The 2,846-nt window shown below is 62.2% G+C and carries 5 protein-coding genes; all 5 read left to right on the forward strand.

What is annotated here, in order from left to right; all coding sequences use genetic code 11:
- The coding region (locus EN935_RS29670) for an FAD-dependent oxidoreductase (RefSeq protein WP_164771433.1) at nucleotides 1-1,133 on the forward strand (1,133 nt) is incomplete at its 5' end.
- A gap of 140 nt (nucleotides 1,134-1,273) precedes the next feature.
- Complete coding sequence (locus EN935_RS42335; RefSeq protein ID WP_126069991.1) at nucleotides 1,274-1,765, forward strand: hypothetical protein; 492 nt, start codon at nucleotides 1,274-1,276, stop codon at nucleotides 1,763-1,765.
- A 60-nt stretch (nucleotides 1,766-1,825) separates the two neighbouring features.
- Nucleotides 1,826-1,993: a hypothetical protein gene (locus EN935_RS40975; protein WP_164757880.1), complete on the forward strand. Its 168-nt coding sequence runs from the start codon at nucleotides 1,826-1,828 to the stop codon at nucleotides 1,991-1,993.
- 75 nt (nucleotides 1,994-2,068) lie between these two features.
- A complete protein-coding gene (locus EN935_RS29680; RefSeq protein ID WP_127265516.1) occupies nucleotides 2,069-2,671 on the forward strand; it encodes an ANTAR domain-containing response regulator in 603 nt (200 codons plus the stop codon).
- Between the two features lie 2 nt (nucleotides 2,672-2,673).
- A partial coding sequence (locus EN935_RS29685) for an ABC transporter substrate-binding protein (protein ID WP_164771434.1) occupies nucleotides 2,674-2,846 on the forward strand: 173 nt, incomplete at its 3' end.

The raw sequence follows: 2,846 nt of genomic DNA on the forward strand, positions 1-2,846 counted from the left end.
CCTACTGGCTGAGCCAGGCGCTGGGCAGCGGCGCCTCGATCCTCGTGGTCGAACGCGACTCGAGCTACGAGTTCTCGTCGACAGCGCTCTCCACCAGCGCGATCCGGCAGCAATATTCCAATCCGATCAATGTGAAGATCAGCCAGTTCGGCATCGAGATCATCCGCGGTTTCGAGGAGCGGATGGCGCCCTTCTACAAGGACGAACCGGCACCCGACCTCGGCTTCAAGGAGCATGGATATCTTTACTGCTGTTCACCTGACGGCGTCGAAGCGGCGCGCGAGCGTGTCGACCTGCAGCGCAGTCTCGGAGCCCACACGGTCTTCCTCGAGCCGGGCCCGCTGAAGGAGCGCTTTCCCTGGCTCAATGTGGAGGATCTCGGCGGTGGTTCCTGGGGCTCCCGGGAAGAGGGCTGGTTCGATTCGATGGGGCTGTTGAATGGCTTCCGCCGCGCCGCCCGCGCCAGCGGCGTCGAGTATATCGACAATGCCGTGACGGGGCTGGATATCGCCGATGGGCGGGTCGTCTCGGTGCGCCTCGCGACCGGACAGACGGTTCGTTGCGGAACATTGGTCAACGCCGCCGGCCCACGCGCGCAACAGGTCGCCGCCATGGCCGGCCTGTCGATCCCGGTCGCGCCCTACAAGCGCTACAGCTTCGTCTTCGCCAGCGCCAACCCGATCCCCGGCCGGATGCCCAATGTCATCGACCTTTCCGGAACATTCGTGCGTCCAGAAGGCGAACTTTTCCTCACCGGCAACACGCCGCAAGGCGACGGGCCGGCCGGCTACGATGACTTTGAAATGCACCATGAAGAGTTCGACGACTACATCTGGCCGGCGCTCTGGCACCGCATTCCGTCCTTCGATGCGCTCAAGGTCCAGACGAGCTGGACCGGCCACTACGAGTACAACATGCTCGACCACAACGGCATTGTCGGCTTCCACCCGCAGGTGACGAATTTCATGTTTGCCAACGGCTTCTCGGGGCACGGGCTGCAACAGTCGCCAGCCGTCGGTCGGGCCGTTTCAGAACTCATCGTCCACGGGTCTTTCCAGACGCTCGATCTGTCGCCGTTCTGTTACGAGCGCATAGAGCGCAATGAGCCGTTCCTGGAAGAAGCCGTGATTTGAGACCGGCTCTTGAGTTGCCGACAAGCTCGGTACACGGATGCAAAGTGCTATACGCAATGCATAGGGCGGTGGTGTAGAATGATGTGCAATTCGGCGGCTCTGCTGCCCACCGACAACTTGCGAACGAGGTGGAGGATTTGATGCGGAACACGATGCTGGGCTTCGCGGCACTTGCCCTGGCCGCGTGCCAATCGGCTCCTGAAGCGCCGCAATCAGCCGCTCTCGAACCTGCGTCAGATCCTGTTGCTGTTTCTCCTCAACCTGCCCCTCCTGGCTCCGCAATCATGGATCAATCCATGACAATCACTCCCCCTGCGAAGGGCGTTCCAACAAGGTACGCCGCATTTTCGGGCATGTGGGTTGGACGATTGGAGGGGACGGATGAAGCCAAAGTCGCTGTGCAGACGATTTCTCCGAACGGCAAAGTGACGGTCACCTTTGCGTGGGGAATGCTGGGCGATAACAATCCGGGAGAGGCCGCCGGAGCAGGAAAAATTGTAGGGACTACGTTGAAGCTTGGGCGCCTCCCGAATGGTGCGGACGTCAGTTTTATGATGCTGCCCGACGGAACCCTGGCCGGAACCGTTGCGCTTGCCGGCCAGACCTACACGGGCGTATTCATCAGGCGATGACATCCAACTGGTCACATTGTGGCCGGCTGAATATCCCACTCGTCTTAGGCAAGAATTACGGTGACAGCGCACGTTTTGCCATGTTCGGTCATCGGCGACGCCGAAGCGTCGGGCCCGATCGCCTGGGCAACCTACGCCGGCCACCGCTTCGCTCGCGAGCTGGATGAAGCCGATATCGGCGACGCACTGCCCTTCCGCCGCGAGGTCACGGCGCTGGCGGCGGAATAGAGGCTGGTCTGCGAATGTCGGGATTGTTCAACCATACCGCATTGCACAATTCCTTCGCTTGGTCACAATGCATGCATGGTCCGAACCGCACTCGCCGTCCTGGTGATCGACGAAAACCGCATCCGCGCCGCGATCATCGAGGCGGGGTTGCGCGAGGCCGGCCATGAGCGGGTCACCGTCATCCATGACGTGACCGGTATTGCGCGGCGGATCGCCGAGATAGAGCCGGACGTCATCGTCATCGATCTCGAAAATCCGAACCGCGACATGCTGGAAAACATGTTCCAGCTGTCGCGCGCGGTGAAGCGGCCGATCGCCATGTTCGTCGACCGCTCCGACCAGGCCTCGATCGAGGCGGCGGTCGATGCCGGCGTTTCGGCCTATGTCGTCGACGGCCTGCGGCAGGAGCGCGTCAAGCCGATCCTCGACATGGCGGTGAGCCGCTTCAACGCCTTCTCGCGCATGGCGCGCGAACTGGAAGAGGCGCGCAATGAGCTCGAGAGCCGCAAGGTGATCGATCGCGCCAAGGGCATCCTGATGAAGTCGCGTGGCCTCTCCGAAGAGGCCGCCTACACGCTGTTGCGCAAGACGGCGATGAACCAGAACCGCAAGATCAGCGACATCGCCCAGAGCCTGGTGACAACAGCCGGGCTGCTGGGACCGGCGGAGGACGAATGAGCATGGGCGCCGAGCACCAGATCACCGCCGGCTTCATGCCGCTCTTCGACAGCGCCGTGCTGGTCGCCGCAAGCGAGTTGGGCTTTGCCGCACGCGAAGGCATCGATCTGACGCTACACCGCGAAACGTCGTGGGCCAACATCCGCGACCGCATCGCCATCGGCCACTTCCATCT

This window comes from Mesorhizobium sp. M7D.F.Ca.US.004.03.1.1, assembly GCF_003998635.1.
Taxonomy (GTDB): domain Bacteria; phylum Pseudomonadota; class Alphaproteobacteria; order Rhizobiales; family Rhizobiaceae; genus Mesorhizobium; species Mesorhizobium loti.